Origin of the sequence: Pseudomonas sp. ICMP 3272 (assembly GCF_001466905.1) — a bacterium.
GTDB lineage: Bacteria > Pseudomonadota > Gammaproteobacteria > Pseudomonadales > Pseudomonadaceae > Aquipseudomonas > Aquipseudomonas amygdali.
This window is the reverse complement of record NZ_LKEK01000038.1, coordinates 67,788-91,789: the sequence shown is the minus strand read 5'-3', so window position 1 is coordinate 91,789 and position 24,002 is coordinate 67,788. Positions and strand designations below refer to the sequence as shown.

At 54.9% G+C, this 24,002-nt stretch carries 25 protein-coding genes, 1 tRNA gene and 2 pseudogenes; 14 read left to right on the top strand and 14 right to left on the bottom strand.

The annotated features are described in order from the left end of the window. The first annotated feature begins 42 nt into the window (after nucleotides 1–42). Nucleotides 43–1,317: an OprD family porin gene (locus tag AO068_RS06220; protein ID WP_004667253.1), complete on the top strand. Its 1,275-nt coding sequence runs from the start codon at nucleotides 43–45 to the stop codon at nucleotides 1,315–1,317. Between the two features lie 37 nt (nucleotides 1,318–1,354). Here the strand turns inward: AO068_RS06220 and AO068_RS06215 are convergent, their stop codons facing one another. After that, the gene (locus tag AO068_RS06215) at nucleotides 1,355–1,849 is read right to left on the bottom strand and encodes a hypothetical protein (RefSeq protein WP_058400036.1); all 495 of its coding nucleotides are present in this window, start codon (nucleotides 1,847–1,849) and stop codon (nucleotides 1,355–1,357) included. A 159-nt stretch (nucleotides 1,850–2,008) separates the two neighbouring features. On the opposite strand from AO068_RS06215, the gene AO068_RS06210 reads away from it, so the two are divergent. The 7 genes and pseudogenes from AO068_RS06210 to AO068_RS29195 form a co-directional block, all read left to right on the top strand. Continuing rightward, entirely contained in the window at nucleotides 2,009–2,557 is a 549-nt protein-coding gene (locus AO068_RS06210) for a GNAT family N-acetyltransferase (protein WP_058407919.1), read from the top strand. 157 nt (nucleotides 2,558–2,714) lie between these two features. Further along, nucleotides 2,715–3,347, top strand: a complete 633-nt coding sequence (locus AO068_RS06205; RefSeq protein WP_058407918.1) for a DUF4062 domain-containing protein — start codon at nucleotides 2,715–2,717, stop codon at nucleotides 3,345–3,347. Next, a complete protein-coding gene (locus AO068_RS06200; RefSeq protein WP_058407917.1) occupies nucleotides 3,340–4,779 on the top strand; it encodes an RNA-binding domain-containing protein in 1,440 nt (479 codons plus the stop codon). The genes AO068_RS06205 and AO068_RS06200 overlap by 8 nt, the downstream gene beginning before the upstream one ends. A gap of 98 nt (nucleotides 4,780–4,877) precedes the next feature. Further along, nucleotides 4,878–5,351 carry a GNAT family N-acetyltransferase gene (locus AO068_RS06195; RefSeq protein ID WP_058407916.1) on the top strand — a complete coding sequence of 158 codons (474 nt, stop codon included), beginning with the start codon at nucleotides 4,878–4,880 and terminating at the stop codon, nucleotides 5,349–5,351. A 163-nt stretch (nucleotides 5,352–5,514) separates the two neighbouring features. Beyond that, on the top strand, nucleotides 5,515–5,754 hold the full coding sequence (locus AO068_RS06190) for a type II toxin-antitoxin system RelB/DinJ family antitoxin (protein ID WP_058407915.1): 240 nt from the start codon (nucleotides 5,515–5,517) through the stop codon (nucleotides 5,752–5,754). After that, the gene (locus AO068_RS06185; protein ID WP_010434526.1) at nucleotides 5,744–6,034 is read left to right on the top strand and encodes a type II toxin-antitoxin system RelE family toxin; all 291 of its coding nucleotides are present in this window, start codon (nucleotides 5,744–5,746) and stop codon (nucleotides 6,032–6,034) included. The genes AO068_RS06190 and AO068_RS06185 overlap by 11 nt, the downstream gene beginning before the upstream one ends. 74 nt (nucleotides 6,035–6,108) lie before the next feature. Then, nucleotides 6,109–6,240: pseudogene (locus tag AO068_RS29195) on the top strand (GNAT family N-acetyltransferase); the annotation flags it as partial. A 10-nt stretch (nucleotides 6,241–6,250) separates the two neighbouring features. Here the strand turns inward: AO068_RS29195 and AO068_RS06180 are convergent. From AO068_RS06180 to AO068_RS06170, 3 genes are all read right to left on the bottom strand, one after another. Continuing rightward, nucleotides 6,251–6,988, bottom strand: a complete 738-nt coding sequence (locus tag AO068_RS06180; protein ID WP_058407914.1) for a hypothetical protein — start codon at nucleotides 6,986–6,988, stop codon at nucleotides 6,251–6,253. A 145-nt stretch (nucleotides 6,989–7,133) separates the two neighbouring features. Then, nucleotides 7,134–8,219, bottom strand: a complete 1,086-nt coding sequence (locus AO068_RS06175; RefSeq protein ID WP_058407913.1) for a type I restriction endonuclease — start codon at nucleotides 8,217–8,219, stop codon at nucleotides 7,134–7,136. 551 nt (nucleotides 8,220–8,770) lie between these two features. Further along, on the bottom strand, nucleotides 8,771–9,193 hold the full coding sequence (locus tag AO068_RS06170) for a DUF1493 family protein (protein ID WP_005746664.1): 423 nt from the start codon (nucleotides 9,191–9,193) through the stop codon (nucleotides 8,771–8,773). Between the two features lie 189 nt (nucleotides 9,194–9,382). Here AO068_RS06170 and AO068_RS06165 point away from each other — a divergent pair, with 189 nt between their 5' ends. Continuing rightward, nucleotides 9,383–9,724, top strand: coding sequence for a DUF5713 family protein (locus AO068_RS06165; protein ID WP_058407912.1), 342 nt, complete (start codon nucleotides 9,383–9,385; stop codon nucleotides 9,722–9,724). Between the two features lie 101 nt (nucleotides 9,725–9,825). Continuing rightward, nucleotides 9,826–10,440, top strand: coding sequence for a histidine phosphatase family protein (locus AO068_RS06160; RefSeq protein ID WP_058407911.1), 615 nt, complete (start codon nucleotides 9,826–9,828; stop codon nucleotides 10,438–10,440). Nucleotides 10,441–10,496: 56 nt separating this feature from the next. Here the strand turns inward: AO068_RS06160 and AO068_RS06155 are convergent, their stop codons facing one another. Next, entirely contained in the window at nucleotides 10,497–10,859 is a 363-nt protein-coding gene (locus tag AO068_RS06155) for an addiction module antidote protein (RefSeq protein ID WP_058407910.1), read from the bottom strand. Continuing rightward, on the bottom strand, nucleotides 10,835–11,158 hold the full coding sequence (locus tag AO068_RS06150) for a type II toxin-antitoxin system RelE/ParE family toxin (RefSeq protein ID WP_058407909.1): 324 nt from the start codon (nucleotides 11,156–11,158) through the stop codon (nucleotides 10,835–10,837). The genes AO068_RS06155 and AO068_RS06150 overlap by 25 nt, the downstream gene beginning before the upstream one ends. A 672-nt stretch (nucleotides 11,159–11,830) precedes the next feature. On the opposite strand from AO068_RS06150, the gene AO068_RS06145 reads away from it, so the two are divergent. Beyond that, nucleotides 11,831–12,430, top strand: a complete 600-nt coding sequence (locus tag AO068_RS06145) for a hypothetical protein (protein WP_235592548.1) — start codon at nucleotides 11,831–11,833, stop codon at nucleotides 12,428–12,430. 24 nt (nucleotides 12,431–12,454) lie between these two features. On the opposite strand, the gene AO068_RS28985 is transcribed toward AO068_RS06145, so the two are convergent. From AO068_RS28985 to AO068_RS06120, 3 genes and pseudogenes are all read right to left on the bottom strand, one after another. After that, nucleotides 12,455–13,387, bottom strand: a complete 933-nt coding sequence (locus tag AO068_RS28985) for a hypothetical protein (protein ID WP_177342346.1) — start codon at nucleotides 13,385–13,387, stop codon at nucleotides 12,455–12,457. 370 nt (nucleotides 13,388–13,757) lie between these two features. Next, a pseudogene (locus AO068_RS29190) lies at nucleotides 13,758–14,672 on the bottom strand (site-specific integrase). 1,963 nt (nucleotides 14,673–16,635) lie between these two features. Further along, nucleotides 16,636–16,711: transfer RNA gene (locus tag AO068_RS06120), tRNA-Thr, on the bottom strand. A gap of 152 nt (nucleotides 16,712–16,863) precedes the next feature. On the opposite strand from AO068_RS06120, the gene AO068_RS29185 reads away from it, so the two are divergent. From AO068_RS29185 to AO068_RS06105, 3 genes are all read left to right on the top strand, one after another. Beyond that, on the top strand, nucleotides 16,864–17,058 hold the full coding sequence (locus AO068_RS29185) for a hypothetical protein (RefSeq protein ID WP_058407906.1): 195 nt from the start codon (nucleotides 16,864–16,866) through the stop codon (nucleotides 17,056–17,058). Between the two features lie 411 nt (nucleotides 17,059–17,469). After that, nucleotides 17,470–18,477, top strand: coding sequence for a J domain-containing protein (locus AO068_RS06110; RefSeq protein WP_058407905.1), 1,008 nt, complete (start codon nucleotides 17,470–17,472; stop codon nucleotides 18,475–18,477). A gap of 431 nt (nucleotides 18,478–18,908) precedes the next feature. Beyond that, nucleotides 18,909–19,232, top strand: a complete 324-nt coding sequence (locus AO068_RS06105; RefSeq protein WP_058407904.1) for a DUF6124 family protein — start codon at nucleotides 18,909–18,911, stop codon at nucleotides 19,230–19,232. Between the two features lie 295 nt (nucleotides 19,233–19,527). Here AO068_RS06105 and AO068_RS06100 read toward each other — a convergent pair whose 3' ends face one another. The 5 genes from AO068_RS06100 to AO068_RS06080 form a co-directional block, all read right to left on the bottom strand. Then, nucleotides 19,528–20,799, bottom strand: a complete 1,272-nt coding sequence (locus AO068_RS06100; protein WP_058407903.1) for a methyltransferase — start codon at nucleotides 20,797–20,799, stop codon at nucleotides 19,528–19,530. A 1-nt stretch (nucleotide 20,800) separates the two neighbouring features. Beyond that, nucleotides 20,801–21,490, bottom strand: coding sequence for an ABC transporter permease (locus AO068_RS06095; RefSeq protein ID WP_005730196.1), 690 nt, complete (start codon nucleotides 21,488–21,490; stop codon nucleotides 20,801–20,803). Further along, on the bottom strand, nucleotides 21,487–22,182 hold the full coding sequence (locus AO068_RS06090) for an ABC transporter permease (protein WP_058407902.1): 696 nt from the start codon (nucleotides 22,180–22,182) through the stop codon (nucleotides 21,487–21,489). The genes AO068_RS06095 and AO068_RS06090 overlap by 4 nt, the downstream gene beginning before the upstream one ends. A gap of 66 nt (nucleotides 22,183–22,248) precedes the next feature. Continuing rightward, nucleotides 22,249–23,013, bottom strand: coding sequence for an ABC transporter substrate-binding protein (locus AO068_RS06085; protein WP_057402191.1), 765 nt, complete (start codon nucleotides 23,011–23,013; stop codon nucleotides 22,249–22,251). A gap of 13 nt (nucleotides 23,014–23,026) precedes the next feature. Continuing rightward, entirely contained in the window at nucleotides 23,027–23,800 is a 774-nt protein-coding gene (locus tag AO068_RS06080; protein ID WP_011169804.1) for an ABC transporter ATP-binding protein, read from the bottom strand. Nucleotides 23,801–24,002 lie beyond the last annotated feature (202 nt).

Here is a 24,002-nt window from a genome sequence, read left to right as displayed (position 1 = left end):
TGTCGCTGCAGCGCGTGTCAATTCGCAGAAAAGGAAGACAAGATGCTTAACAAACGTATGGGCATGCTCGCTTTGGGCATCATCAGCGCCAGTCAGGCCATGGCCGAAGGGCAGGCAGACTCGAAGGGTTTCGTCGAAGACAGCAGGCTGATCGTCAACCTGCGTAACGCCTACATCAATCGCGACTACAAGAACGACCGTGAAGACAAGTCCGAATGGGGCCAGGCTTTCATGGGCAACTTCGCGTCCGGTTTCACTCAGGGCACCGTGGGCGTCGGCGTTGATGCCTTTGCCCTGTACGGCATCCGTCTGGATGGCGGCAAGGGTCGCAGCGGCAATGGCGGCATCGACTTTTTCAAGCAGGGTGACAGCGGCGCTGCTGCCGATGACCTGTCCCGTGCAGGCGCGGCGGTAAAGGCCCGTATCTCCAATACCGTCATCAAGTATGGCGACCAGATGCCTCAGTTGCCGGTGCTCAGTTACGACAATTCCCGTCTGCTGCCGGAAAGCTACACCGGCACCATGATCACCTCCAAAGAGATCGACGGGCTTGAAGTGGTTGCCGGACGTTTCACCCAGGAGGCGCGTAAAAGTGCTGAGGGTCGCGACAGTGGTGATCTGAAAAGCATCAACGTCTACGGTGCCAGCTACAAGTTCACCGATGCATTCAGTGCCGCTTTCTACGCCTCCGACAACGAAGACGTGCTCAAGAAGCAGTACGTCAACCTGAACTACGTCTTTGCGCTGCCGCAAGATCAGTCGCTGACCTTCGACTTCAACGGCTACAAGACCAAGCTGGACAAGGACTTCACCACCAGCGATGCGCGTGACAACAAAATCTGGAGCCTGGCCGCAACCTGGGCTGTGGGCATCCACTCCTTCACCCTCGCACACCAGCGCAGCACCGGCGACATGGGCTATGCCTACGGCGGCTACCGCAACGATGGCGGCTTTGGTGATGGCGGCAACACCATCTACCTCGCCAACTCCTACTGGTCCGACTTCAACGGCAAGGACGAGCGCTCGTGGCAGGCTGCCTACGGCGTCGACCTGTCCGGTCTGGTCCTGCCCGGTCTGAGCTACAAAGCTGCTTATGTACGCGGCGACAACATTGACGACGGCACGCCTGGAAGCGGCGATGGCACCGAACGCGAGATCTTCAGCCAGCTGACCTACGTGGTTCAGAGCGGTCCGGCCAAGGACCTCTCGATCCGCCTGCGCAACTCGTTCCTGCGCGTCTCGGATGATGCGTTGGCGTACAACAGCGAAGGCAACGAGACGCGTATCTTCGTCGACTACCCGATCAACGTTTTCTGATCCGAGGGCGGCGGCCTGGTAAAGGCCGTCGCCTGACTCAGTCCGCGACCAACTGAACAAACACTGCGAAACTGCCGAGGAATATCCAGAAAAAGCTGAACAGCCAAGGACTGCGCTTGGAGAACAGCAAGGACTTTTTCGGCCCGGTTTCGCTGGATTCCCAATCGCTGAACAGCGGCGAGTCGTCATAGGTCAGCCCGATGACCGGCTCGCTGAGCAGCAACTGAGCCTGTTTGTGATGCCAGTGCTGAATGATGTCGCACGCTGCCCGAATGCCCGGCCAGGCGAACAGTGTACTGAGCAGCCCCAGCAAGGCCAGCATCGGCGGCACCACCAGCGTGAACATCGCGCCCCATTCAGTGTTCATGTTCGCCATGGACGACGCGTAAGCAATCACCAGAAACGACTGCGCCGATAAATAGGCGTTGGTGCGGTTGGACAGGTTGGTGGTTTCGTAATGAATTTCGCGTCGATAGAAATCCAGCCGTTCCTTGGGCGAGCCAAACAATTTGACTTGCTGCTCATCCACCACGCTTTGGGGTGTCTGATCCGTAATGATTCTGGGCACTGGCGTTACCGATTTGTAAAAGATGCTGGATAGACTCCCTTGTGCATCGAGCAGTTCGGCTTAAATCCCCGCATACGGGACCGTTCATCCTGTGAGCACGTTTCGACGATCAGGGACATAGTCATGACCATCACCCCCACGCTGCATACCGATCGTCTGCTGCTGACGCCCTTGCAGCTAGAGGATGCGCCAGCTGTCCAGCAGCGTTTCCCGCTATGGGACATCGTGCAGTACCTGAACAACCGCGTCCCCTGGCCTTATCCTGAGGACGGTGCGCTGCGCTACATTCAGGATGTTGCGCTGCCAGCCATCGCAAGCGGTACCGAGTGGCACTGGATGATCCGCCTGCAGAGCGCGCCCCAAGAGATCATCGGCAGCATTACCCTCATGACCCACCACGGCAACAACCGCGGCTTCTGGCTACACCCGGACTGGCAAGGCAATGGCTACATGAAAGAGGCCTGCCGTGTGGTCAATCGACAGTGGTTCGAAGCACTGGGCATGCCCGTGATGCAAGTACCCAAAGCCGCCCCGAATGAAGCCTCGCGGCGTATTTCGATCAACGAAGGCATGCGCATAGTGAGCACACACGAGGGTGAGTTCGTCAGCGGGCGGTTCGAAGTGGAAGTCTGGGAGATGACGCGGGAGGAGTGGTTGCGCCTACACGAATAATAGTTACCTCTGTTTTCCTTCCTGGTGATGTGTCCCTCAACCCTCTAGGCAGTCATGGCGCATGCCTGTACCTTTCTTCGCTTAAGACAATACAGCGCTGTGAGCCTGCCGCATCTGCGAGAGCCGCGAGCTGAAAACCGGAGTGGCTCTGCAAAGCATGGAAGGCAAGAAGCTCAAAATTATGGTGTCCTCGACTGTCTACGGCGTGGAAGAGTTGCTGGACCGTGTCTACACGTTGCTGACCAGCTTTGATTATGAAGTGTTGATGTCTCACAAGGGCACCATTCCCGTGTCGTCAGGACAGACCGCATTTGAAAACTGCCTGGCAGCGGTGCAACAGTGTGATTTGTTTCTGGGTATCATCACGCCTCAATACGGTAGCGGTGTGGACACCACTGGCATTTCCATCACCCATCAGGAAATGAAACTCGCTATCGAACTGAAGAAGCCGCGGTGGTTTCTGGCTCATGATCGCGTTGTATTTGCGCGGACCTTGCTCCGGGAGCTTGGTTACAAAAATCAGGCGCTAAGGCAAACCCTCACTTTGAGGCCCAAGGCCACTTCCATCTCTGATCTGAAAGTCATCGACATGTACGAAGACGCCACTATGGAGCAGTTGCCCTTGAGCGATCGCCAAGGCAACTGGGTTCAGAAATTTGATCGTGATGATGATGCCGGCCTGTTCGTTGTGGCTCAATTCTCGCGCTACCAGGATCTTGAGCAGCGCCTCATAGATCATTTGGGTGACAGTGAAATGGTCGCCCAGCGTTTGAAGGAAGACCATGAGTAGAAGCCCATCCCAACTCAAGAAACTGCTGCTGCTGGGCGAGAGCCAGAACCTTGAGCTCAAGCCGCGCGCGAGCGCTCAGATATGTGGGCCGCATGTTTGCGCCTTTCTCAACTCCCAAGGCGGCTACCTGCTATGCGGCGTCGACGATGATGGCCAGGTTCTCGGCGTGGATGACGCTCAGCGTGTTGCGCAGAGAATGGAGAGCCAGCTCAAAGCCCAGATCCAGCCCCCAGTATTATTTTCGGTTGAAGTGCAGGAGATCGATGATCGCCAAGTGCTGGTAATCGAAGTGCCCTCAGGCAAAGATGTCCCCTATGCCTTTCGAAATGATATCTACATCCGTCAGGGCGAAAGTACCGTAAAGGCCAGCGTCGATGTCATTCGCGATATGGTCCTGCGCAAGCAGATTGAGCCAGAGCGTTGGGAGCGACTGTTTTCCTCTGAACTGGACGAGCAACAGCTATCTCGCACAGCCTGTCAGAAACTACTTTCTGCACCTCGTATCCCATTGGAAGTCAGGCAGTCCGAGCAGGGGTTACTGCATCAGTTGCAGCTACTTTCACTCGCAAAATACGGTCGCCTTACCAACGCGGCCGATGTTTTACTCGCTCAGGATCCTGTGCGTCGTCATCCTCAGGCGCGAGTGCGAGCAGTTTGTTACAGCAGCAAAACCGCCAATGAGTATCAGGATCTGCAAAATTTTGCAGGCCCGATGACAGAAGTGATCGAACAGTTATCCGCATTCATCATGCGTAACACCCCGGTCAAGGCGCGCTTTAGCCAAGGCCGCAATCAGCGTGAAGACTTACCGTTGTATCCGGAGATGGCTATACGTGAAGGTATCGTCAACGCTTTCGCTCATCGAGACTACAGCAGCTTTTCCGGCGGCATCAAAGTAGAAATCAGTCCGGTCCGACTGCAGATCTGGAATTCCGGCAGCCTTCCTGACGGCGTCGATGCGGACAAGCTCCAACAGGGCCATATTTCAGTGCTGCGCAATCCTGATATTGCCCACGCACTTTATTTACAGGGCTATATGGAAAAGCTGGGTCGCGGCAGCGTACTTATTCGTCAGGCCTGCGAAGAGAACGGCCTTGCGCCTCCTGTTTGGTATAGCGAAGGAAACTCTGGAGTTACCCTGACGTTCTTTACCCCGGAAGTCGCCCCGGAAGTGACCCCGGAAGTCGCCCCTGAGGTCACCCCGGAAGTAGAAAGGCTGATTGTGCTCGTAAATGGAGATATCAAACGCATAGAGCTTCAGCACCAGTTGAAGCTGGCTGACGCGGAACACTTCCGTAAACATTACCTTTCGCCCGCGCTTGAGCAGGGCGTTCTCGCCATGACGATTCCGGAAAAACCGACCAGCAGCAATCAGCGATATCGTCTGACGAGCCTGGGGAAAATCGTTCGTAAGCGACTCGACGGGCAATGAGCGCCTTGACGATCAGGCCCGCCAACAAAAAAGCTAAAGTGGTCGCGGTTCCTGGATAGGGAACCTGACGTCGAGCCTTTGGTACGGGAGCAAACACACTGAAAAAGATTCTAGAAAATGACCCCGACATCACCCTGGCAACGGTCCAGCCCGAAGACTTCGAAACCTTGGTGGCCATACGTATCGAAGCCATGCGCGAAAGCCTCGAGCGCGTTGGTCGGTTCGACCCGGTGCGCGCCCGAGAGCGTTTTCGTGAAGGGTTTTCTGCGTCATGCACACATTACATTCAGTTCGCCGGCAGTAAGGTCGGCTTCGTGGTCGTCAAACCGAGCAGCGACGGCCTGCTGCTGGATCACCTGTATATCAAGCCGGCTGTTCAAGGGCACGGCATTGGTTCTGCCGTGCTTCGGCAGGTGTTCGCGCAAGCGGACGCAAGCGCCTCGACAGTACGGGTAGGCGCCCTGAAAGAAAGCGACTCCAACCGCTTCTACCTCCGCCACGGTTTTCAGCTCGTTGAGAGCGGCGAGTTCGACAACTACTACCTCCGCCCGCAACGTCTGCCGATGTGCTGACGTGTTGGGATATTAATCCGCAGTTGTCACGTTTTTGGCTGTACGCGCAGCTCGAGCTGACCAGCGAGAGCGTAGGGACCTAAATGATCTTTACAGCTGCTTGCAAAAATGGCGACTTTGCCTCAATGTAAATACAAATGTCATTACACTGGAGGATGCCCACATGGCGTCTATTAACGTTCGTATCGACGACGATCTCAAAGCGCGTGCTTACCTCGAGCTGGAAAAGCTTGGCGTCACCCCCTCGGAGTTGCTGCGCCAAACCCTGCAGTACGTAGCTGAGCGTGGTCAGCTGCCTTTCAAGACGGTTCTGGTGACAGAGGAAGACGAAGCGCTGTTGGCAACTGTGCGCGAGCGCCTTGCAGCTCCGCAGCGGGTCAAGGTTTCACTGGATGACCTATAACCTCGAATTCGATGCGCGGGCTCTAAAGGAATGGCACAAATTAGGGGATACCGTGCGTCAGCAGCTCAAGAAAAAGCTGGCTACGATTCTGGTTGCTCCGCGTGTTGAAGCCAATCGTCTGCATGCATTGCCTGACTGCTACAAAATCAAACTGCGCAGTAGCGGCTATCGGCTGGTTTATCAGGTTATTGACCAAGAGGTTGTGGTCTTCGTGGTTGCTGTGGACAAGCGTGAGCGAGAGGAGGTTTACCGTAAGGCTGCTGATCGGTTGGGCGGGTAAATGAGGAACGGGCTATTGCGTACTGAATGAAAACATAAGTTGCCTAGCCCGCCATCAGCTCTGGTACCAAACCATCGACAGTACGGTTGAGCGCCCTGAAAGAAAGCGACTCCAACCGCTTCTACATCCGCCATGGGTTTCAGCTCGTTGAGAGCGGCGAGTTCGATAACTACTACCTCCGCCCGCAACGTCTGCCGATGTGCTGACGGGTTGGGATCAACCCGCCGAGGCAGCTTTCCCCGCCGCACGTGCAGCGAGCATCGCCGCTTCCGTTTCCTGAGTGTGCAGCTCACCCTTGTAGGCCAGTTGATTGAAGAACATGCCGTCGATCTGATCTTTCGATGGCGTCGACGTCTTGGGAATAAACAACGCGCCCAGATCCAGCGAGCTGGCGAAGTTCTCCTTGGTCAGGTTGTACCGTCCCAGATAACTGCCGCTCCACGGTGAATCGGCATCGACCATATCGATAGCCGTCTCCCGGTAGGTGGCGGCTGCAGCTTTCAGCCCACTGGACGCATTCAGCAGCGTGTTCAATTGCTGAGTGTCCGCATCGCTCAACTCACCGGAACTGTTGGTCGCCTTCAGATTGCCGTTTGCCTCAATCGTGAAGCCAAACTTCTTGCTGGCCAGATCCGGATAGACAGACGCCAGCGTCGATTTGAACGCTTCATACGAAGTCTTCAATGCCTCCGTAGAGTTAGTATGTTGCGCCGCCTTCTGCGGGAAGTCAGGCGACTGCGAGCGGCCTATCCAGGTATCGACTGCTTCCATCGGCTCAGTGGTTGCAGGCACTTCGGTACTCGGGTGGTAAACAACGGCAGGCGTGTTGGCGGCAGCGTTCTTCAGCGCTTCTTTCTGTGCATCGGTGAGCGGCTGCGGCGTGAGCGTGATGCCGGAATTGGGCAGGGTGATGGTTGGAGAGGTGTTGTTGCCGGGGGTTAGTGAGATAACCATTTCATCGATCCATGATTGCGGGGTGTAAGGAGGGTATCGACGGGCATGGGGAGAGCTTGAGGGGAGGTCGGGGGGGCGGAAAATATCCCGACGTACTTGCAAGGCGAGCATTGCCGCGCGCGCCCTTAACGGTATTAATGCGTCTTCAGGACTCTGCGTAGCTCAATACAGTGTCCTTTAGGGCATCGGCAAAACCGTAAATATCGTCCAGGGAAGCGATCGGGTGGCGGGTCTCGCCCTTGTCCTTTTCAAAAATACCGATGTATTTCTGAGCGCGATTGAAATGCAGGCGAGTGATGGGTTTTCGGTTGTTGTCATCCAGAAGAATGCCGAAATAACTTTGTGTATCACGATGAGCAATACGTTTCGCTTCAACCACAGTGCGGATAATCGACTTGACGATATGGAAGCCTTCCATTTCTTCCACCGTCGTTACGATCCGGTCGTCTAACGGCTCTTCCTTTTCAGGCTGAGTGTTATTTTCGACGATGGTTTCGGCCACCGTGGGTGCCTGAACTCCGCTCATTGCCAGCTTCAACCGGTCGTTGACCTGATCGTTCAGAAATTGCGAGGTGGCCTTTTTGGTCAGAATCGTGAACTGCTCACGTACCTTCTGAGTGATCGCGCCCTCATAAATGCGTGACGCGAAGTAACGGACGAAATCGTCGTCCGGCTGACTGAACTGGGCCGCAATCACACGCTTGATCTGACCTACGTACTTCAACTCACCAGCGGCATTGAGAATTGACTCAACGTCGAAGGACGACTTGGTCAGCTTCTGTAATTCCGGAATGGCATGGTCATCAATCGCCAACAGGTCCAGTTCAAGAAATGGTTTTTCATCCATCTTGTTAGGCGCGTCCAGGTCTGTAAAAAACTTGTAGACCCGGCCATTGGTGAGGATCGAAATCCTTGCAGTTGTCACATGGAAATAACGGAACAGCTGGCTGGCATGATTGATGTTCAGCGGCTCGCCGATTTTCTTGGTCTCTATGAGGATCTGAATATTGCCCTCTTTAACGATGGCATAGTCAATCTTCTCGCCTTTCTTGGTGCCTACATCGCACGTGTATTCCGGCACAACCTCAGAAGGATCGAATACATCGTAGCCCAACACGGTATGGATAAACGGCATGACCAGAGCCGTTTTGGTAGCCTCTTCGGTGCGGATGGACGCAGCTTGCTGGCGGACTTTTGCGGAAAGGGAATTGAGTGCTTCAAGAAAATCCATTTTTATTGCTCCGTGCCGGGCTCATGAGCCCTCAGTCCTATCGATAGTCGATAGAGGCGCAACGCTACTACGATGGGCTGCGAAATAGCTATAGGATTTTGAGGCGTGAGCGGAGATATCTGAGGAAATCGGAAGCTTCTTACGCGTGGCGGGGCATAGCGGGAGGAGTGGTCTGTTTTGGTTCGTGCGTAATGAAGATCTAAATGTGCGTTGCTAAATCTGATGCGAAAAAAGGGCTTGTAGGCTGAAAGCACTTATTTTGTATGGTGCCGGCACCAATAGTCGAGCTTCTCGAATTGGTCCAGTCGTTGTTGATGCTACTGGTCGACACCTGCTTTCATGCCCAATGCCGAGTTGCCTTATGAGCTTTGCCTCGGGAGCTTGGTAGGTCGCGGCCTGCTCAAGGCCACGCGTACGGGAAACCTCCGTCACGCTGAAAGGAGGTTTGAATTACGTGGATTGCTGCAATCTGACGTCATCACCGAGCGCATCCACTTTTCGTAAGGCGCTTGGGGTATGACATGCATACCAAGCGGATCACGTAGGCAAGATCAACGGCTCTTTATCTTGTAGCCATCAATCGGAATATCTTCTGTGCGCTCATACAGTGGAGCATCGCTGAATGTGGCTTGTTCAAATGCTTGTGTATCCCAACGTCTCGCTTTCAAGGCTAAATACAACATGCCCACTCTCAGCGGTATGTTTCCGCGTCTGTCTTTGGCGCGTCTGAAGGAAAAGAAGTTGAAACCTTCTTCCAAAAAGTACCGATAAGGGTCGTAATCGTTAAGATCGATAGAGAACCTTTCGAAGAACTCGACCATCAGATCATTTGAATCGTCGCCATCTACACCCATGTCCCTCGCGACATCGGTCGCCAAGCTGAAGCTTTCAAATGCCTTCCTTCCAAAGCCTGCGGTATCGTGGATACAGACGACGATGCTATCCATTATTTTGTAATCAAGGGGTTCGTGCATGGCTAAAAAACCTGATCTTCGCTGCTCACAACGGAGTTATAAGTGACCACTGTCTTGTAGGCTATCAGCCCTGGCTCCGCCGCCGTATACGCCCAGCCCGCAGAGTGGGCAATAATCTTGTAATGCATCTCAGATTGTCACCTCAATTGGACTCACTGAGCGCTCACTGTACATCGACGAGGGATGCCCATGCAGTTGACCAATGAAACCATTGCCAAATACACCTTCTTGAAAGGCATGTATCAGGACGAGTATTTCCCAGATTCTGTTGTGAAAATGTGCGAAGACGTGCTGGTCAACCTGTGTCACGAAATCGAGCAGCAAAAGCCTTCCGACCTGGATGCGCTGTATGCCCTGACTCACAAAGCGACAGAGCAAATCAACGAGCTGGAGGAGGTGTTCGAAGAGAACGGCAGTGAGATCGAAACCTTCGCCCGCGAAACCATTGCTGAGGATTTCGTACGGATAGCAGACGCTTATGGTTTCGCCGACGCAGACATTGAGGAGCTGATTGCGTCGCGTGAGTGGTAATCCGCCCCATGTATGCGTTCCCTGATGTTGATGGTTTTTGCCAGAGGAGGGCGTACGCTGGAATGAGCTCAGTCTCTACCCCTCACACGAGTCTCTGATTAATGAAGCAGGTCAGGCTAATTCGTCACGGACAAAGCGCTGCCAACGCAGGCGAAGCCAGTGTGGATCACGCGACTATTCCCCTCACGTTGAGGGGCGTAGAACAAGCACAGTCAGTGGCCCGGTCATTCACACATGCGCCGGATTTGATTATCGCTTCGCAGTTCTCCCGAGCGCAGGCAACCGCGATGGCGACCGTAGCTACCTATCCTGACACCCCGTTTGAAACCTGGCCTATTCATGAATTCACCTACCTCGAACCCGCGCGGTGTGCCAACACGACCGTCGCCCAGAGAAAGGATTGGGTCGACGCCTATTGGGCCAAGTCAGACCCGGCGTTTAAGGATGGCGCAGGCGCTGAGTCTTTTTCAGAATTTATAACCAGAGCCCGGTCTTTCCTTGCTCGACTCGCAGAGCACCCCGCCCAGAACATCGCAGTGTTTTCGCATGGGCAATTCATCAATGCCGTCGCCTGGTTGATCGAGTGCAGGCCGCAGGACATTTGTGGGCGGGCTATGGCTGAGTGGCGTGAGTATGAAATCGCGAACCATGTGCTTAATGGTGGTGGATATGTGCTCTCCAGGCGCGCAGGCGATGCTGGATGGGGGTTAGGCTAAGTCAGTCGGCTCTCGAGGCGTTGCGAGTGGATGGCACTCGTCGTGAGGAGTCATAACTAGTCGGAGCTTTGGCTACCCACGTCTGCTCTGTGCGAAACGACCTTTGACATTCCCACGCCCAGTGCCTGTAGCACCTTCAGGATGGTAGAAAGCTTTGGGTCGCCGCCAGCAGCGATAGACCTGTAAAGGTTGGGTCTGGCCAAGCCAGTATTCTTTGAGAGGTTCCCCATACCGCCTCTCGCCTCGATCAGTCTACGGATGGCCGTAAGGAAAACGTCTTCACCCCCATCTTCGTCGATTTCTTCCAGCGCAACAGACAGGTATTCGATGGCAAATGCTTCGTCTTCACGGAGCATTTCCAGAACGCTTTCATCATGGGAGCGCGTACGAGTCGTCATTTCTTTTTCACCTTGTGACATTTCCATAGAGCCTTGGCTTGGTCTATGTCCTTTTGCTGTTTGTCCTTTGAGCCGCCACCCAAGAGGAAAAGTATTTTTTGGCCCTGAACCGCGTAATACACGCGAAAACCAGGACCAAAATCCAGCTTCATCTCAAAGACCCCATCACCCACCGATTCGGTCACGCCGAAGTGGCCAAGCGCCGCTCGGTCGATCCGGGTAGTGATTCTTGCTTTGGATCGCGTGTCTCGAACGGTGTCGAGCCAACCCTGATAGATATCCACTCCATTGGCAGACAGTACGTGTTCCACTTCGTACATAAAAAAATGTACCTTAAAAGAGACAGATCAGTGATTGAATATTCTTATCGATGGCAAGGATGGGGATCGGAAATGGAGAAAATCGTACTTTGGGTGCCGAAATTACAGAAGTTTTTGCTTTCGAGGGACCGATATAAAGCGGCGAGATGTTGCAGGAGGGGGGCTGAAAGCTCGCTGAGCGCAGATGCGTACGGTAAATACTCTGCCTGTGCAGTTTCTTGCCAGATATGACATCTGAAGCGCACAGAAGGGTCTGTATTGCGGCCGGCACTTTTCTGTTTTGGTGCGACAGGTGTTGTCGGTAAGGGGGCGTGTGCGAGCCATAAGGGTACTTTCCAATATCGAATTGGTAGGTTCCTTAAAGCACCCTTATTAGCGCTGGCTACTCTCTGAGTCCGATGGAGCACCAAAACGAAAAAAACCGCCATAAGGCGGGTTTTTCGGAGATTTCAGAGGCTGTGAAAACCACCTTTGAAACCTTGTATGGTGCGGCACCAAGAGTCGACCCCGGGATCTACTGATTACAAGGGAGATGCTTTTGGTATATAAATCAATTACTTAATGATTTTTCTGTTACGTGGTGATGATCTAGAATTTATACTGTACGGGAGGAATCTGGCTCTTATTACGTGGTCCATAGCCCACTACCGACTACTCCCTGAGTACCGTCCCATGAGCGATAGTGATTTGATCCGTCTGTACGAGCCCCCTCTTTCTGACAAGGAAGCGATCCTCATCGGAAGGATCATTGCCTTATGGGGGGCACTGGAGTACGTAGTATTTGAGCAAACACTTGCAACATTCGAGGTCCAAAGCCCCGAGGAGCTGCCACCAGAAATGAATAATCTTAGCTTTGTCAAAGCACTAGGCCTATGGAAAAGCCAGGTTGCCGACGTAGCAGAGGGTGAGGTTAGAGAAGTGCTCAAACAGCTATACACCAAAATCAATAATCTGAAAGACTCTAGAAATGCGATGATTCATGGTATGTGGACCTGGTCTACGGCCGAGTTAGGAGAAATATGCACTAGACGCGTGTCTAATAAAAAACTCATAAATATGTCCTTTCCAGCAGGACGCTTGGCAGACCTGCACGACGAGCTCGCTGTTATCAACTTCAATATCAGGTATCCGGGAGGATCGGAGGATTTTGTACTGGAGATAGCTGGTGAGGGAAGTTTCATAAGTCGCAGGGCGCTGCGCGCGCTTACCGGCGACTGTACTGCCGATTACTCGTTTCAATCTCAAATTAGGCTGAGAGATAGGCCCGAATGAAACTTTGAAATATTGATAATTTTACTATAGTTGATCGCGATAGATCCTTAATTGGGCGTCGACAACTTGACGCAACGCTTCCTCACTTCCAGAAAATATTGATGTCTTTTTCGTCCCTTCAAGTCGTGACGAAACCGATAGCTCAAATTGGGTGCCGCCATCCGAGTGTTCTAAAGCGCGGACTATGCAATTAGAATCTTGACCTTGTTTAATAGGTCCAAGAAAGAATGACCATCCATCAGGAGCTTTACACTTTTTTGCGATTAGCTCGGGGAATTTTCTGACGAGGAAATCATGTATTTCACCAAGTGACATGATGGTGCCCTCTCGGCTCAGCATTTGATTGAAGTACTCTTGAAGATTATCAAATTGGATGCGCGTTCTATCTACAAGAATCAGATGCTCTTCTAGGCTTTTTCCTTCGCTCTCCATATTGCTGTCCTGATTTAGAATTACACCGATGCACATCGTCTGTATTTTTAGCGAGGCGTCGGCTTTCATTGCGCTTTCCGCTACGGTACGAAAATTTGCGTTTTTTACATGTTCTGAAAGTGTCTCGTTAATTATTTTTATTTTAGGTCGAAGCACGTTGAGTACCGCATTTCCATACTTTAAAGCCTCTTCCTGAGATGGTATTTTCCCTTTGTGAATTACTTCATTTCTAAAAGTAATCAAAGATGCTGGCAGTAGCAGTGGATTTTCCTTGAAATGATTAGCCCAAAGAAATATGAAAGCGCCTAGCTGCCGCTCTGACATGTTCGAGACACTTTTCCAGACGGTTTGGAAAAGCCCGTCACTAAGGTCGTTCTTTTCGAGCAGTATTCGAATTGCATATTCATAAAAACGTTCAAGGCTCGAGGTGAAAGAAGAAACTGCTTCTCGATGGTATCCATCCAATATCGCATTGGCGCCAATTTCAAAGAGCACTTCGAATTTATGTTGTTGAAGAATGGTCAAGGTCTTATGGCCGGCTAGGCAGACTGCTGTATAGCACCCATCATCTCGAACTTCGATTTTCGAGGCACCTCCTGGGCGTCCGTTTTCTCGCAAGCACTGCATGCATGTCAGTGTTAAACGCATTAGCCATTTATTCCCTGTGAGTGATGAGTCATCCATTAGTAATGACGGGCGATTCTTTAGAATAATACCAGCATTTGCAGGTATGTAGCTTGTTAGGAGCCCGCAGCACGGCCTATGTTCAATAGGATATACAGAATGCTACTCCCATATGCCTTTGCATCGGCTGGAAACCAAATGGAGGGCACTTGCCCGGTTTTATTCAAGGTGGTGGTTTGTATTACAGCGAGTCTAGGTGGTCCCTGTGATTCTACGTCTGAGAGGCGTTGACCAGCGGGACACTGAGATCGTAGACATCCATCATTGCTCCGCCTCTGTGACCGCTCGCTTCCTGCTTGTCCGCTCGGGTGCCGGCCGTATCCGTGATACCCCGTCGTTTGAGATCATGAAGACCAAACCGTTGCTCGGCAGAAATGGTGCCGTCCTCGATAGCCGAGAGGATGAATCGTTGCCAAGCTGTGTCCAGACTGGATTTACGTAAAGCACCGCCGTGGCTGGCCACGATTATGTAGCGTCGATCAGGACGGATCGGAACGACCGTTGATTTGCTGGTCCACACCTTGGCCCGGTAGGCCTTCGCTCCCTCCCAGGCGGCCCGCAGACGTGGCGTCCAGCGGACAATGTTGTCCCGGCTGCCATTGCGCCGGTTGGTCATAATCCCTTCAGCCAGTTCATGGGCATCTGTCAGGGTGATTGTCTCAATGCCCCGCAAGCGGCACAGGTAACCGATCTCCATCACGTAGCTCAGGTACTCCGGACAGCCACCTTTCTCGTTCCTGGCCAGGCGGCCAAATGCCAAGGCGCGGTCGACCAACGTCTCCATGACCTGGTGCTCCGATAAACGCCGGCGTTTGCGCTCCATAGGCGCTTCAATACCCTGCGCCGGGTTGCTGTCGAGGTAGCCCCGGTTACGACCTCACTGCAGCACCCGGCGCAGGTATCGCAGGACATGCGCCGCTTTGGACGGCGTGCCTTCGTCGGCCAGGCGATCGACAATCCGCTGGATCAACGCTGCCGTGAATTTCTTCACCAGTAGATCCCCCAACGACTTGCCCAGCCTGGTCGGGATACCCAGCAGGACGTCCCGCGAATAGCAGTAATCGCTGTGAGTATTGAGGCTGAGTTTCTTGTAACGATCGCTCAGGTGCCTGTCGGGTTGTTCCATTGATTCCGTATGTCGTGCTGCAAGCCATCAAGTCGTTCGACCAGCATTGCGGCGATCGCGGGTATGTTCATTTCTATTCCTTAAGAGGTCATGCCTGGGGAGCAAAAGGGGCATTGTCCGGCATTTACTAAGCAGTTCAAAGACCTCATCGCAGGCATTGGGTGCTCTTCTCGCACCCAGCGGAACCGACGTGGCTTTCTGTTGGTTTATCTATTTGCTTACCTATTGGTCTTTCTATTGCCTTACCTATTACCCTATCTATTGGTCTATCTATTCATTTATCTATTGGGTTAACAGTTAACTTAACCGTTCGCATCTTGCCATGACGTTGGTTGTCCGCGTCGTTCGGAAAGCATTTGGCTTTCCGAAAGTGTTTAATGTGTTTACTAATGTTGACGAATTACGCTGATTGCGAATTCGTTTGACGGTTTTCATCTAAACCATTCGTCGGAGAGTTTCGCCACGCGGCCCAGAGTAGGAGTGTTAGGCCCATTGACCAAATTTGATCAATGCCCCAGCAATACTTGGTTTTAGGGGGCGAGATTTTTCTTAGGGATCCCTAAAACGACTCAGGCCCGCGCAATGGTGGGCCTGAGAGGAAGGTTTCGAGGGAGATTTGTTGTGTTACGATCTTCCCGTCACCCATACAGCTATGCATCTTGGGACGTCAGAATCTCCGAGCGTATGGCCAGCGCACGGGCGCGTCAACATGCGAATACGCATGTTGCATAAGTAATTCGCCTTTTAAATATTGAAACTGACACTCAACCAATGTCGTACATGTCAGCGGAAGTTTTCGTGTGCGTGTATGCGGTGACGGCTCAAACGCTTTAGCAGCAAGTTTGTGTTGCTGTCCATCCATGCAGGAGATGCTGACGTGAAACGATTTTTCCATGAAGACTTGATCCGGATCTTGCAGACGCTTTATTGGTCGCTACGCTTGTACGGCATCATCAAAGAGCTGTGATCAATCGCGGGGCGGATGTGAGGTCTGTTATCTCTGTCCCGCACCAATTAATCAATTTCTCTTCAAACACTATGGTTGTTCTAGCGTGTAATGCCGCCTCGGACTAATGTTTCCTACGCATTCAACAGCCTGGGTTTGCAGGTGTGGATCAGAGCGCTGATATCACAGGTGCCTGCACCACCAAGCCTGCGTGTAGGCACAGCCGTCGACGTATTCATTGTGGCCAACGTGACGTCCAGCCGTTCTGGTAGCCGCTGTTCCTCTTTTGGCATGCCTGCCTCAAGCCAAGCAGTGTTTGCATGCCTGCCTAAGTATTCGCAGTGAGTCGATCGGACTATCACGTTCCGGTGTATCGCTTCATAACGCTCCCTCTCTCTCTCTCGGTTCCAACGGTACGCAATACCTGCATCAGGCGGCACGTTCTGATGCAGGGAGGTACAGTTGCTCCTCAATTGCATAGGAGAGCGCTCCGTCAACGAGTTCCAGCATGTCGCTGTACTCATCTGCGTTCACGATTCTCGATGCATGCAGAGCGCAAGCACGTTGCAGCAACAATTTGTGATGGACCCCAGGACAAGCGAGCAACGCGGTGCTGTCCTCAAGCATTGAGACCCATGCATCAACCTCTGTTTTTTCTCTGTGGTAACCACTGTTCTGACCATTTTCCCTCCGAATTTAACTGTGTGTGCGTACAGTAAATTTGTGCGCTTTGGCTTAGCCAAAACTCTCCGATGGAACAACTGAATCTCAGTTGAGCCGGGCTTGTGGAAAAAATGGCCTAGGAATAAAAAAGCGCAATTAAAAGCACTTATCGCGCTCCCGCCGACGGGCTTTGTGTACTTTTTTTGTGCAAACAAGCGGTGGCGTGTAATCAGGGCTCTGGGTCAAGCCGGCTGGATCTCGAAGTGCGAGCGCGTCGTGCAGGCCTAATCGGCAGCAGTTTTACGTTTTGCGGACAAAAAAAAGGCCTGCATCGCTGCAAGCCTTCGTTTTATATGGTGCCGGCACCAGGAGTCGAACCCGGGACCTACTGATTACAAGTCAGTTGCTCTACCAACTGAGCTATACCGGCGTAATGGGCTGCGAGTATATAGCTTCTGATGCGCTTGTAAAGCCTAGCTGTCTGATTCAGTTGAAAAAAATCGACCATTGGCGCTTTGAGTGGGATGCGGACGGGTGGTGGTGCAGGACGTTTCTGTTGGTTTTGGCGGAATGGTCTGCTTGATGTGTGCGAGCACTGCGCATTTGAACGCTGATTTCGCCTCTGGCACGCGCAGCTTGTACCTGACAGGACGCTGGATTTTTAACCTGGTCGCGCAAACCAATGCGCCCAGCGTTGATGGCTATCTGGTGCGTGAACAGGCACCCATCCGACCCCACCATTTTTGGGCTGTTGCAGGGCAAGAGGGCTTTGCATAGGCTTGTTCTCAACGGCCCAGGCTACTGAGTCAGCAGCATGGGACGTTAGCTTTTCAGCCAGCAGATAAAGGACTATCTGATGAGTAATGCGATGGATCGTAACCGGGTTTGGGGTGTTGTTTGCCGCAGGCTGGTCATTCGCTGAGGAGTTGTTGAAGGATATTTGTAGTTGCGTCTGGCCTGTTGGGTCTTGCGCAAGGTGGGGCTGAGGATTGCTGTCTGAATCGCATGAATGTGCGTCTGGACGCTCACGAAGGCTTCATCGATGTTTCAAGAAATGCCCGGATCCTCTGGATTCGGGCATTTTCTTGTGGGCTGGTTCTTGTTGCGTTGCATTTGCACTGGAGATATGGGCTTTTTGGCCGATACATCTGTATCAAAAATGGCAGTCAGCCATGGACAGCAAGTGCAATGCAGAGAACGCCCACGCATTACGAGCTGCTGAGTGTTGCTCGCGATGCCTCTCCTGAGCAGATCAAGAAGGCTTATCGCAAGCTGGCGCAGAAGCTGCACCCGGACAGGAATCCCGACCCTTACGCCTCGGACATGATGGGCGTGGTCAACGCGTCTCATGATGTGCTGGCGGACCCTTCGCGGCGTGCGGCTTATGATGCGCAGCTTGCTGCCGATGAGCACAGGGCTCTTATGGACGCGTTGCGGCGTAAGCAGGCGCGTGCGGCGGGTGGGCAGGCGGTGCATGTGTACGCCGCAAACTCTGCAACTGCAACGCCCTCTCGGGCGGCTCGGACGGGCCCGGCGCCCAAGGCTTCTCCTTCCTTTTCATCGCCCCCCAGTGACAAGCGGCGCCGCAGTGCGTGGCGTTGGGCGCTGGTGTTTGTGGTGTTTTGCGCAGCCGGGGCGTGGATGGGTTACGACCCTGATGCTGGCAAGGCGTTTGTGCCAGCCGAGCCGGTGCCGGTTGCGCAGACGTGGGTCAAGCCAGCGCCCGCCGCGCCGGTTGAAGAGCCTGTGGCCAGCCCGGCCAAGCCGGTTGATGCGGTAACGTCGGAGTGTGAGGTGCCGGCGCTGGATCCGATGGGCGCGCCCTGGCCGGAAAAGGCGGGTTACGTGAAAGATATGCCGTTGCTCAAGGACAACGGCTGGTCGCAGATCACTGTGGATAACTCGGCCGGCGAGTCGGCGGTGTATGCCAAGGTCACGGATGCGGTGGGGCGCAGGGCGTTTCGGCATGCGTTTGTGCCGGCTGGCGCGGTGTTTACGTTCGCCAAGATGGACCCGGGGCTGTATCTGCTCAAGTACAAGATGATGAGTACGGGCTGTGCCTTTGCGTCGGGTCGGATCTTGCTGGAGGAGACGCCGATGGGCAGTCAGATCAAGTCCAGTGCGTACAAGCTGACGTTGCGCAAGTTGCAGAACCGCAGTGTGCCGTTTGCGCGGCTGAAGGATGATCAGTTTTAGTAGTGAGTCATGACAGGAATGCGGCGTTGCGTATTCCGCCTTCGCGAGCAAGCTCGCTCCCACGGCCTTAGGCAATCGTACGCGGAGATCATGTTTTGCAACGCTTTCAGGCCGGTTTTTGCAGGCTTGGTCTCTTTCTTTTGAAGGACATTTCCGAGAGAATCCCCGACCGCTTGCGCCTCTCGATGTGTGCTTCTAATCTCCGCCTGTCGCTGCACATCAGCGATCGGGTTTAGTCGCCCGGATTTGAGTTAAGGCGTATCGCGTCGCTGTTTTGGTCAGGTCTTCTTCCTGCACTCTATGGCGGCTGTGCGCGAGGGCACCTTCGGGTGCGCCGGTCTTAGCTCCCGGTCGACTAACCTTCGCACAGCTGCCACCTCAATCGTTTAGTCGCGACCCCAGTGGCAGTTCCATTGAGGAGAGAGCTAAGCATGGTCAAAATAACCCCCGACCCACCCAAACAGTCCAGCACCGCGCCAATCTTCGACAAGGCGGTCGTCAAGCGCGCCATGGCGTGTTACCTGCCAATCCCCCGCACTGACAAAGAACCCCACGACGGCAAGTTCGACTTCATCAGCCTGGAAGCAACCTTGGTGCATGCGCTGGACTTCATGCGTTGTGCATCGGCCACCGCCCACGAACTGGGCGATGAATTGACCGGTGCGCAACGCGACCTGGCGTTTGCCTCCATGCATATGCTGGAAATGGCCAAAGTCATGGTCGAGCGCTCGCTGGAGTGTGTCGAAGAGGTCTGAAACCTCGCACTAAACAGGTCGTGCACAGGCACTTGCATGTGCGCGATTTAGCCAGGCAAAAAGCTTGTTCCAGAGCCTTTACCAAATCTTTATGCACAATCGCTTGATAAAAAAATACGCGCGTTACCAGATTTGCGAATGTTGGCCTGGTGGTCCGCAAGGCATTGTTTTTGCGGGTTACGGAAAGGATTGCGGGAAAAAATAAGGGGCTTCAGTAACTGGCGCGCCAAGCTTTAACGCACTCATCCACATTTTCATCAACAGACTTATCCACAGGTTGCTCAATCGATTTAGGTCACGATTTTCGAGCCAGAATCAGCAGGTTGCGTGGTGTAATCCGGCTGTCACAGAAAGTGCCAACGCTGACGCTGTAGCCCTGCTCGTGGACATACATTGCCCTGTCGAGCACCAGCCACATCTCCAGCGGACGCCGAAACAGGTCGCGGACCAGTTCCAGGTTGCGCACTTCGGCCAGCCTTTTCCAGCCAGCGGCTTCCAGAGAAGCCCAGTCCTGCTGGCCCGGTGCAGGCAGATTTTTCAGTCGCGCCAGATGATTGCAGTAGTCCGCGTAGGACGCATCCAGCCAGGACGTCGGCAGCGAAGGTGTGGGCAAGTAATCGTCAATGCCGCGCAAGCTACGCTGCAGCAGGTCGAAGCCCAGGCGGCGGGCCATCGAGGTGTCGCGTTGGCGCCGCACGCGAGCGCCAGCCGTCACGGTTTCGCTGAGCGGCAGACCGAGTTCGTCTCGTGACAGCTTCAAGCCCGATGCCTTGCCGTCGCTGGACAGCGGTCGATACAGGTCGTGCCGGGTGCGGTTGTAGCAGCACGGCGCGATTGCCATGTACCGGCAGCCGGTCTGGCTGGCCAGCTCCATCAGCTGAATGTGCAGGTCGCCGCAGGCATGCAGCGCCACAGGCGTGTGCTCGGGTTGCAGGCAGCGCCAGGCGTCGTCGGCCATTACATCCTGCTGTACATGCCGCGCGTCGATGCCTTGCCGGGCACTGAGCGTCAGCCCCGCTTCGATCAGCGCCGGGTCTTGCTCCAGACAGGTCAGACGCTGGCCGGGCCCGGTCAGGCGGCGCCCCAGATGGCCTTTGCCAGCGCACCAGTCCAGCCAGTGAGTTGTGCTGTCACGCATGTCCAGATGGCTGGCAAAGGCTTCGATCTGCTGCCACTTGCGCCCCGGCACATCGACGCTCATGCGCGCCTCGACCGGCTGCAGAGCGTGCACGGGCAGTTCGGCGACGTGGCTCAGCGCGACGGCTTCGGCGGCCAGTTGCTTGAACGGGAAGGGTGCGTCGAGGTGTTCCGGGTGATTGTGCGCGGCCTCGGCCTGTTCCAGCGTGCGTTGCCGCAGCCAGTTTGCGAGGTCCGGGTATTTGTCTTCCCACGGCAGGCGCAGGTGTGTGAACGGCTTGGGCCGCCACAGGGCCTGATGCGCGAACAGGAAGCTGTCCAGCGCACGAAAGTGGCTGCCGAGGTGTTCATCCTGCAAGCAAGGTTCAGTGGGCATAGTGGCGGCCTCGCGGGGCAAGGTGCTGACTGGATCGACGCCAGCACCCTTCATATCAGCGCCCCTGACTGGCGTCTACACGCAATAGTTTTTCCAGCAGGCGGAAGCCTTGTACCAGCACGAACGTCATCACGAGGTAGAACATACCGGCGGCGAAGAAAATTTCTACTGGCAGGTAGGTGCGGGCGATGATTGTACGGGCCATGCCGGTCAACTCCAGCAGGGTGACGGTGCTGGCCAGGGCACTGGCCTTGAGCATCAGGATGACTTCGTTGCTGTACGCAGGCAGACCGATACGTGCCGCGCGGGGCAGGACGATGTAGAACAGTGCTTTCCATTTCGACATGCCCAGCGCCCTCGCCGCCTCGACTTCACCGACCGGCACGGCCTGAATGGCGCCGCGCAGGATTTCTGCGATGTAGGCAGCGGTGTGCAGGGTCATGGTGACAACCGCACACCAGAAAGGGTCGCGCAGGTACGGCCACAACGCACTCTGGCGCACCGACTCGAACTGCGCCAGGCCGTAATAGACCAGAAACAGTTGCACCAGCAGCGGTGTGCCGCGGAAGAAAAAGATGTAGGCGTAGGGCAGGGCGCGCACCGGCCAGTGACGCGATGCACGGGCGATGCCCATCGGGATGGCGAGGATCAGCCCGGCGATGACGGCAATCGCCACCAGCTCAAGGGTCAGGGTCGCGCCCTGTGCCAGGCGTGGCAGCCACTTGATGATGACTTCCCAATTCATGACGCGCTCCTCAGAAAGCCGCGACTGGCGCGTTTCTCAAGGAAGTACATGCCGGCCATGGCCAGCACGGTCAGGCCCAGGTACATGAAGGCCGCGACCATGTAGAAGGTGAATGCTTGCTTGGTGAAGCCCACTGCGATCTGCGCGTGGCGCATGATTTCTTCCAGGCCGATCACCGAGACCAGCGCGGTGTCTTTCATCAGAATCATGAACAGATTGCCCAGGCCGGGCAGGGCGATGCGCCACATCTGCGGCAGGACCAGTTTGAAGAGGATGCGCGAGCGTGACATGCCCAGCGCCAGTCCGGCTTCACGATGACCTTTGGGGATGGCCAGAATCGCGCCGCGAAACACTTCGGTCGCGTAGGCACCAAAGCAAATGCCCAGGGCGATGACCCCGGCAGCGAAGGCGCTCAGGGCCAGGTCAGGAATGTCGAACAGTTTGCCCAGAGCGCGCATGCCGTTGACGGTGCCGAAGTAAATCAGCAACACCCAAAGCAGTTCGGGAATGCCGCGTACCAGGGTCGAGTAGGTACTGCCCAGCCATTGCAGCAGCTTGTAGGGCGAGGTCTTGGCCAAGGCGCCGAGCAGTCCGAGTATCAGCCCCAGGCACAGGGCCGAGAGTGCAAGCTGGACCGTCATCAGCGCGCCAGCCGCAAGGGCCGGGCCGAATCCGTGGAGATCAATGTTCATGGGCAGGCTTTGTCAGGGCCGGTCGCCGCGCTTCTACAGGAAGCGGCGGCGACGCGGTCAGGTGAATCAGAGGATGCTGAAAGGGAAATACTTGTCGTTGATCTTCTTGTAGGTGCCATCAGCGATGATTTCTTTCAGGGCCGCGTTCAAGCGCTCGCGCAGGGCATCATCACCCTTGCGCACGGCGATGCCGATCTTGTCGTCTTCAACGACAGGCTCGCCCTTGAACTCGAAGTTCTGACCCGCTTCGCTTTTCAGCCACTCGAAGCTGACGTATTTGTCGGCCAGCATGGCGTAGACGCGACCGGCGGACAGGTCGAGGAAGGCGTTTTCCTGAGTGTCATAGAGCTTGGCGTCCGGGATCTCCAGTGTGTCTTCCAGCCAGGTGGCGGCCCGCGTCGAGCGTTGGGCACCCACTGACTTGCCGGCAAGACTTTCTTTGGCTTTTTCAGTGCTCGATACGTCGATCGAGGAAGTTTTCGGCGCGATGAATTGCAGCTTGTTCGAGTAATAGGGGTTGGTGAAATCGACCACCTGCTTGCGCTCTTCGGTGATCGACAGCGATGAGATCAGGAAGTCGAACTTGTTGGCCATCAACGCCGGGATGATGCCGTCCCAGTCTGACGTCACCGCTTCGCACTCGACCTTCATCCTGGCGCACAGGGCCTGGCCGATTTCATAGTCAAAGCCCACCACCTGGCCACTCGCGTCCTTGTTGTTGAACGGCGGGTAGGCACCTTCGATGCCCATTTTCATTGTTTCAGCAAAGGCACTGCCGCTGAAGGCAAGGGTGGCCGCTGCGATCAGCAAGATCTTTTTGTACGACTGCATGGGTGTTGCTCCGTTAGCGGTGACTCGACATGAATTGTTTGCACCTTGCCGACAGCGGATTTTCGAATACTTGCTGCGGTGTGCCCTGTTCTTCGACCATTCCCTGATGCAAAAACACCACTTCAGTTGATACCTGACGTGCAAAATTCATTTCGTGGGTCACCAGCAGCATGGTCCGGCCTTCTTCAGCCAGTGCGCGGATGACGCCGAGTACTTCCTGAACCATCTCCGGGTCGAGGGCCGAGGTCGGCTCGTCGAACAGGATAACCTTTGGTTGCATGGCCAGCGTACGAGCAATGGCGGCGCGCTGCTGTTGACCGCCGGAGAGCTGCGCGGGGTAGGCATGGCGCTTGTCGGCGATACCGACCTTGGCCAGTAACTCTTCAGCCACCTCGATGGCTTCGGCCTTGCTCTGGCCCAGAACGCGACGCGGCGCTTCGATGATGTTATCGAGCACGCTCATGTGCGGCCACAGGTTGAAATTCTGGAACACGAAGCCGATCTGGCTGCGCAAGCGGTTGATCTGCCGGTTATCGGCGGCAATCAGGTCGCCGTTGCGCGCGGCCTTGAGCTTCAATTCTTCGCCGGCCACCAGAATCTGGCCCTGATGCGGGTTTTCCAGCAGGTTGATGCAGCGCAGCAGCGTGGACTTGCCGGAACCGGATGAGCCGAGGATCGATATGACATCGCCGTCGCGAGCGGTCAGCGAGATGCCTTTGAGCACCTCAAGCTGGTCGTAGCGCTTGTGCAGGTTGCGGATTTCCAGGGCGGGCGTGGCCTCGGCCATGTGGGGTCCTCATTGAAGTGTGCGCGCTGGCTGCCAGCGAACGTCAAGCTAGCACAGCGTTTAAAGGACAACCATCAGCGTCTTTGGTCCAGCGTGGAGGGGCTCGACGGGTTGTCTCATCTGGGCAGCGGACGGTCGCATGAAGGCAAGCACGATGCCCTGCAAAACAGGGGCGTGCGCGAAAAAGGCGCGATGTTGCCAG